The organism is Methylomonas sp. BG-2 (assembly GCF_057766305.1).
Window position 1 is genome coordinate 1 of the sequence record NZ_JBYMAP010000230.1, and the last position, 6223, is coordinate 6223.

Below are 6223 nucleotides of genomic sequence, written 5' to 3' on the forward strand. Positions count from 1 at the left end.
CGCTGCGTGTTCAACATAAATCGTTCCGTGTTCATCATGGTATGCTGACTGTTCATCACTCAATGCCGACTGTTCATCACGGAATGCCGGCGGTTCAGCCTGAACGGCTGCTGTTTTGTCATTCAACCGTCGCGTATTGACCGACCAATCCGGCTGTTGTAAACGAATGGAAGCGGTTGACCACCGTAACGTATTCGCGGCGGATCAGAAAAGCGGGGCTTGGACCGGGAGCGAGTTTCAGCGAAATTCGAGGCCGCAATCTTCCGGCGACTATCGGCCGGCATTGCCACTTTCAAGGCATGCGTGGGAATTTTTGGTTTCGATTAAGTCTGCCGTTGGGCGAAAGGCGTTAACTGGCGGGGCCGCATCCGGCGATATTTGGATTTGCCGCCCAAGCTGATCGCCAGCTTGGCGCTCAGCTTGGGAAACAACAATGGCCTCATGTCATTAAACAGCGCCGGCCGCAGCCGGCGCCGCTGTCGGTTTGCGCTTAGTTATGCTCGCATTCCAGTTCGGTTTCGCCGTTCTTTTTGGTTTTCAACACACAGGCCCGGTCGCTGCCGTGCTCGTGTACGTCCTGCTCCGGGCCGTGTTCGCATTCCTGCTCGACTTCGCCGTTGGCTTCGGTTTTTAGAATGCAGATATCGGCGCCCTTGCCGCTGTCCAAATTGACGTCATCGTTGTCGTAACTCACGGTATCCTTGCCGTTGCCACCAAGCAGATTGTCTTCGTTCAGACCGCCGTCCAGGCTGTCCTTGCCGTTTTGACCGTATAGATTGTCGCTGCCGGGGCCGCCGTTCAGGTCGTCGTTGCCGTTGCCGCCCCACAAGCTATCGTCGCCGCTGGCGTCGGCATCGACGCTGTTGTCGTCGTCGGCGTCGGAGGCATCGTCGTCGATCCCGTCCTTATTGCGGTCGCGCAGGTTATTGTCTTCGCCGTACAGGCCGTCGTTGCCGTTATCGCCGTTTAGCGTATCGCGGCCGGCATTGCCTTGCAGAGTGTCGTTCCCGTTGCTGCCGCTCAGGTTATCGTCACCGGAACCGCCATTGAGTTGGTCGTTGCCGTTGCCGCCGCTCAGCGTGTCGTTATCGTCTCCGCCCCATATGGTGTCGTGCCCGTTACCGCCGATCAGATTATCGTTACCGGTGCCGCCGTCCAATTGGTCGTTGCCGTGGTTACCCTTCAAGGTGTCGTCGCCACCGGCGCCGCAGATCAAATCGTTACCCTTGCCGCCGTCGATGACGTCGTTAGCGGCGGTGCCCATGATGACGTCGTCACCCTTGGTACCCATCACGACTTCGTTACCCTGTTTGTCGATTTTTTTGATCGCTGTTTCGGCATGAATGGTGACGGTGGCGCCCAAGCAGGTGTCTTCCGCGACGGCGGTTTGAGTGAATGCGGCGGCGATGGCAAGGCCGAGCAAGGTTTTAGCGAATGTATTTTGGCTCATGATAGTTCCTGGATTAATGGGGTTTTATAAGCGGACCGAATGCTTCGCCGCACATTCGATCGACAGGATTGCGCCGAGCGGGCATCAACGCCGAAACCTTGGCCGTCGATCGCAATCGTTTATAAATGCCGGAATCGGGCGCGAAAGTTCAATCGAGCACATTGGGTAATGCCGCTTTCGCAGGCCCGGGATGTTGCGAGCCGCCGGAAACCGCGCGAAAACACTGAGCGTATTCCTGATCGGAACACCTTCAGTCGCGGTTAAAGCGACTCCCACGGCAAGACTCATCCCGGCTCGCAAGCTTACATTAAAGGAAGCCCCCGGAAATAGTACTTTCGGGATGATTGCGGAAATCGGGATGGTATGGAACACTCGAAACTCGCTATTCCCGGTACTCGAGCCGGCACCCGAGCGAACGGGGCTAAGCCGCTTGGTTTCTTGAAGCCTCCCGCCGATCGGCGGGGTCGGATTGGTCCGCCGCAAGTCCACGTACCAGAGCGGAAATTCGGCGAGGCTCAAGCGCCGAACAAGGCCGAGCTCAAATAGCGTTCGCCGGAATCCGGCAACATCACGACAAAGCTTAGGCCGGCGTAGTCCGGCAACGCGGCCAGCCGCAGGGTCACGGCCAACGCGGCGCCGCTGGACAGGCCGGCGAGTATACCTTCTTCCTTGGCCAAGCGGCGGGCATATTCGACGGCTTCGACTTCGCTGGCGGTTTCAATTCGGTCGATCAGGTCCAGGTCGAGTATCGCCGGCACGAAGCCGGCGCCTATGCCCTGAATACCGTGAGCACCGGGCTTTAACGCCTGGCCGGAGCGGGTTTGGGTCAAGACCGGACTAGCGGCGGGTTCCACCGCCACGGTTTCGATGTGCTTGCCCTGCCGTTTCAGGAAGCGTCCGGCGCCGGTGATCGTGCCGCCGGTGCCGACGCCGACGACCAACACATCGACCGCGCCGGCACTGTCTCGCCAGATTTCCGGACCGGTGGTTTGTTCGTGTATCGCCGGATTGGCCGGATTTTTAAATTGTTCCAACAGCAAATAGCGGTCCGGTTCGGCCGCGGCCAGCCGTTCGGCGGCCTCAACCGCGCCGCGCATGCCCAGCTTGCCGTCGGTCAGCCGCAGTTTGGCGCCGTAAGCGCCCAGTAATACGCGGCGCTCGCGACTCATCGTGTCCGGCATCGTCAGCGTGATTGGAATGCCGCGCGCGGCGGCCACCGCCGCCAAGGCGATGCCGGAATTGCCGCTGGTGGCTTCGATCAGCGTCACGCCGGGTTTGAGCAGGCCCTGGCGTTCGGCGGCCCAGACCATCGCCGCGCCGACCCGGCATTTCACCGAATAAGCCGGATTGCGGCTTTCGATTTTGGCGAAGATCGTCACCGGCAGCTCGCGGCCGATCCGATTCAGCCGGACCAGCGGCGTGCCGCCTATCGAAGCGGAATTGTCGGTAAACCAGTTCGCCATATCGACTCCCGATGCGGGCTGACGCAATGCAAAAAAAAGCCGCCTTGACGGCGGCATGAGCGGGATGTCACGAGAGGGAACATCACCATGGAACAACACGGAACTATCGTCATCGCACTTCAAATTTCGATTTTTCGATTCCCTCTTCCCACCCCTCTACCGGAGGGCGAGGGGCGGATGCGCCGAAATTCGCAGTGCGAAAAGTATCCATTGCGCGCCCCGCCTTACATGCCGTATTGGGCGGAGACGCTGAAACTGCCGAAATGATGCGGCGCGCCCGGCATCAACGGGTTTTCCCGGCGCGCCGCCTTGGGTTGATGCCAGGCGGCCGCCGGTGCCGGCCGGCCCAGGTAATAACCTTGCAACAATTTGCCGCCGGCATCCAGCGCGATATCGAGCTGGATTTCGTTTTCGATGCCTTCGATGACCGGTTGGGCACCCAAGGCCTGTACCACCTCGATCAACTTTGGCAACACTCGGCGGATTTTACCGCCGCGTTCGGCTTCGCGAATGATGCCGGCGTCCAATTTGACGTAATTCGGCGCCAAATGCCAGAGTCGATCCAAATTGGAATGGCGGCTACCGAAATTGTCGATCGCGATTTGAAAACCGCGATCGCGGTAATTGTCCACCGCTTCGGCGAGCGCCTGATCGGCCTCGACCGCGTTTTCCATGATTTCCAGTACGACCTGGGTGGTCGGCACCGAATGCAGATGCAAAATGTGCTCGAACACCTTGCCGTGGGTATTGACGCTGACCAACAGTTTGGGATGCACGTTCAAAAACAACTGGCCGCGCTCCTCGGGCAACTCCAGATAATTGAGCATGTGCAAGGTGCGCGCCACCCGATCCAGCTTGACCAACTTGCCCTGATTGTCGGCCCAACCGAACGCGAAGTCCGGCGACACCGATTCGATGCCGGTGGAAGGCCGCAGCAGGGCTTCGTAACCCAGCAAGCCCTCCGAGGTCGAGGTATCGAAAATCGGTTGAAATTCGCTACGCAAGCGCAGACCGATGTAGCGGCTTAAAACTTGCGCCGCTTCCACTTCCAGTTTGAATTCGTCCAGGTCCAGATAAAGTACCCTTTCCAGGTCGTCCCGTATCGCTTCGATCGTGGTTTGCACCATCTCGTTACCCTCCTTTGCTCGGGCCGCGATCAGCGTCCGTAGATCTGATCGAAAATGCCGTTGTCGTCGAAATGGGTTTTCTGGAGGGTAGCCCAGCCGCCCAGTTGTGCAATGGTCACCAAATCCAGACGCGGAAACTGCTTGGCGTACTTGTCGGCAATCGCCTTGTCGCTGGGCCGGTAGTAATTTTTGGCGATAATCTCTTGCGCGCCCGGCGTGTAGAGATATTTCAGATATTCGGTCGCCAAATCGAGCGTGCCGTTTTTCGTGGCGACCGCTTCGATAACCGCCACCGGCGGTTCCGCCAAAATGCTGAAAGGCGGCGCGACCACTTCGAATTTATCGGCGCCGAACTCCTTCAGCACCAAAAACGCTTCATTTTCCCAGGTAATCAAGACATCGCCGATTTCGCGCTCGGCAAAAGTCGTCGTCGAGCCGCGCGCACCGGAATCCAGAACCGGCACGTTTTTGAACAGCTTTTCGACAAAGGCCTTGGCCTGATCCTTACCGCCGTTGTTCTTCTCCGCGAAGGCCCAAGCCGCCAAATAATTGTAACGGGCGCCCCCCGAGGTTTTCGGGTTCGGGGTGATGACCGAGACGCCGTCCTTGGTCAGGTCGTTCCAATTCTTGATGCCTTTCGGGTTGCCTTTACGGACCAAAAACACGATGGTCGAGGTGTAGGGCAAGCTGTTATTGGGCAATTTGCCTTGCCAGTCCTTGGGCAACAACCGAGCTTTCTCGACGATTTGGTCGATGTCGCCGGCCAGGGCCAAGGTCACCACATCGGCCTCCAGGCCGTCGATCACCGCGCGGGTTTGCTTACCGCCGCCGCCGTGCGATTGCTGGATATTGACGTCCTCGCCGGTTTTATCCTTCCAGTATTTAATGAACAATTGGTTGTATTCCTTATACAACTCGCGGGTTGGATCGTAGGACACGTTCAATAAGGTTCGGTCCGCGAACGCGTTGCCGCCGATCGCGAGGGACAGCCCCAGCGCCAGCGCTTTAATCGATTGGGAAAATGTCATCGTTTGCTCCTAACTGTCGGTATGTTCGAGTTCGTCGGACAGGTCTGTTGCCTATCGGGAAATTCATGATAAGCAGACCTTTAAACCAACAAAAACGATAGTTTTAGAATTTAAAATCTCAAAATAAGATAACAAAGCCGGCAAACGCCCCGTCGCGGGCCGGACAGGGCGATTTAAAGGCTTATTTGTAGGTCGGCTTGCCGTCGCCGAACGCATTTAACGAAACTTCGAAATAAAAGAAGTTGCTGGGTTCGGTCGTGTATGGTCCGTTAGAGCGCGCCTGCGAGGTCGTGTAATCGCCCGGCGTGAACCGAGCGTAACTCAGGCTCCAGTCCACGTAGGGATTGAGCTTGTGACGCAAGCGTATATCGAACTCGTGACCCAAAAAGGCTTTGCCGTTGACGCCGGTCAAACCGGCCCGATTCCAACCGCCACCGTCGCTGGACATCCAGTAGGCGTTGTAGCCGGTGTCGATTTGCACGTCCTTGTAGGGCGAAAACTCGACCCGCGCCTTGGGTGCGTGGATGTTGTCCCACGAGAAATAGTCGTTGCGCGACCAGGGCTGATTGAAACCGTAAAAAGCATCGAAACGCTGATTACTGGTGTCCCTGGAATTCTTGTCGCCGGAGCCGTAGCCATAGTACAAACTGGTACGGGGTTTCCAATCGTGGTCGAAGGTGTAACCCAACTCCAACGAGTAGGCGATCGCGTCGTGCTGTTGCAAGGTCTCGGTTTTGCGTCCCGATGACGACAATTTGCCGAAGCGGCCGAATTGCTTGTTGAAATCGGTATCGAAGTCAAAACCGGTATCCGGTATCACCCCGTAGACCCTCAAGCCGGGCGCGTAGATATCCATGTCGGCCTTACGGCTGGCGCTGACCGCGTTATACGGATCGCCATCCACTTTGCGCCCCAGAAAATAAGGTTGGATCGTAACGATTTCCGACCATTGCTTCAGGCTTAACACCGCGCCGTAGATCCAGGTATCCTCGTCGGGCTGATCGAATTCATTACGAATTCTGTCCACCGGTTGCAGGGCGAAGGTATCCAAATCCCAATCGTTTTGTTTTTTGCCGAAACGGACCCGATAGCCTTCGAAGTTATTGGTCGTATTGCGGAACTGGTTGTTGCCGATCAAACGCCTGTCGAGCAACT

At 57.4% G+C, this 6223-nt stretch carries 5 protein-coding genes; all 5 read right to left on the reverse strand.

Annotated features, from left to right (window positions below; translation table 11 throughout):
* Window positions 1-490: 490 nt before the first annotated feature.
* Window positions 491-1450: a calcium-binding protein gene (locus AC3B8H_RS17260; protein ID WP_488442781.1), complete on the reverse strand. Its 960-nt coding sequence runs from the start codon at window positions 1448-1450 to the stop codon at window positions 491-493.
* Between the two features lie 515 nt (window positions 1451-1965).
* The gene (gene cysK / locus AC3B8H_RS17265; RefSeq protein ID WP_488442782.1) at window positions 1966-2913 is read right to left on the reverse strand and encodes a cysteine synthase A; all 948 of its coding nucleotides are present in this window, start codon (window positions 2911-2913) and stop codon (window positions 1966-1968) included.
* Window positions 2914-3137: 224 nt separating this feature from the next.
* A complete protein-coding gene (locus tag AC3B8H_RS17270) occupies window positions 3138-4040 on the reverse strand; it encodes an EAL domain-containing protein (RefSeq protein ID WP_488442783.1) in 903 nt (300 codons plus the stop codon).
* Between the two features lie 29 nt (window positions 4041-4069).
* Complete coding sequence (locus tag AC3B8H_RS17275; RefSeq protein ID WP_488442784.1) at window positions 4070-5068, reverse strand: sulfate ABC transporter substrate-binding protein; 999 nt, start codon at window positions 5066-5068, stop codon at window positions 4070-4072.
* Window positions 5069-5249: 181 nt separating this feature from the next.
* The coding region (locus AC3B8H_RS17280; RefSeq protein WP_488442785.1) for an alginate export family protein at window positions 5250-6223 on the reverse strand (974 nt) is incomplete at its 5' end.

What these genes read in the sequence shown, in the direction of transcription:
- AC3B8H_RS17260 (WP_488442781.1), bottom strand. Translation starts at nt 1,450, where the DNA reads ATGAGCCAAAATACATTCGCTAAAACCTTGCTCGGCCTTGCCATCGCC.
- cysK (WP_488442782.1), bottom strand. Translation starts at nt 2,913, where the DNA reads ATGGCGAACTGGTTTACCGACAATTCCGCTTCGATAGGCGGCACGCCG.
- AC3B8H_RS17270 (WP_488442783.1), bottom strand. Translation starts at nt 4,040, where the DNA reads ATGGTGCAAACCACGATCGAAGCGATACGGGACGACCTGGAAAGGGTA.
- AC3B8H_RS17275 (WP_488442784.1), bottom strand. Translation starts at nt 5,068, where the DNA reads ATGACATTTTCCCAATCGATTAAAGCGCTGGCGCTGGGGCTGTCCCTC.